Here is a 529-nt window from a genome sequence, read left to right on the forward strand (position 1 = left end):
AGCAGGAGCGCATGCTTCTATATTTATGGTAAGGGATTATAATCCTGCAGAAAATTATAACAATCTTTTAGATAGAGTCATTAGGCATCGAGATGCTATTGTTTCTCATCTAAATTGGGTATGTATATTTCTTGGATTCCATTCATTTGGTTTATACATTCACAATGATACTATGCGGGCACTTGGAAGATCTCAAGATATGTTCTCTGATACAGCTATACAGTTACAACCTATTTTTGCTCAATGGGTACAAAGTATACACACTTTAGCTCCTGGAAATACAGCTCCAAATGCATTAGCAACAGCTAGTTATGCATTTGGAGGAGATATTGTTTCTGTTGGTAACAAAGTTGCAATGATGCCTATTTCTTTAGGTACTGCAGATTTTTTAGTTCACCATATACATGCATTTACTATTCATGTAACTGTTTTAATTTTAGTTAAAGGGTTCCTTTTCTCAAGAAACTCTAGACTAATTCCTGACAAGGCCAATCTTGGCTTCAGGTTTCCATGTGATGGACCTGGTAGA

The 529-nt window shown here is 35.7% G+C and carries 1 protein-coding gene; it reads left to right on the forward strand.

The genetic code is table 11. From position 1 onward, the window contains the following. On the forward strand, positions 1-529 hold a 529-nt coding region (locus ABD944_RS42285; RefSeq protein WP_425550334.1), incomplete at both ends, for a photosystem I psaA/psaB family protein.

Origin of the sequence: Actinomadura verrucosospora (genome assembly GCF_039540335.1) — a bacterium.
Lineage (GTDB): Bacteria > Actinomycetota > Actinomycetes > Streptosporangiales > Streptosporangiaceae > Spirillospora > Spirillospora verrucosospora.